We start from the raw sequence: 269 nt of genomic DNA on the forward strand, positions 1-269 counted from the left end.
ATATAAAGATACATTTCCGTTATTATTGGTGGTATATTTCACTCCAATAGCATCTACAGTAACGGTCTTGTTATAAGCAAGCTCTACATAATTTTCTCCTGAAAATTTCATGGGATCAGAAGCTGTTACAAATTTTGCCTGATCATTGGTATAGCATGATAAAGTAGATTTTGGATTCAAAATAACAAATGTTTCATTGTTTCCTACTTTACCCTCCAGTTCATAGGTATCTCCACTATAGATAGCTCCTGAACTGTTATTTTTAAACT

General features: G+C 32.3%; 1 pseudogene. It reads right to left on the reverse strand.

The features are described 5' to 3' along the window. A pseudogene (locus SB689_RS23260) lies at positions 1–269 on the reverse strand (endonuclease I); the annotation flags it as partial.

This window comes from Chryseobacterium sp. SIMBA_038, assembly GCF_046535115.1.
In the GTDB taxonomy this organism is placed as follows: Bacteria; Bacteroidota; Bacteroidia; order Flavobacteriales; family Weeksellaceae; genus Chryseobacterium.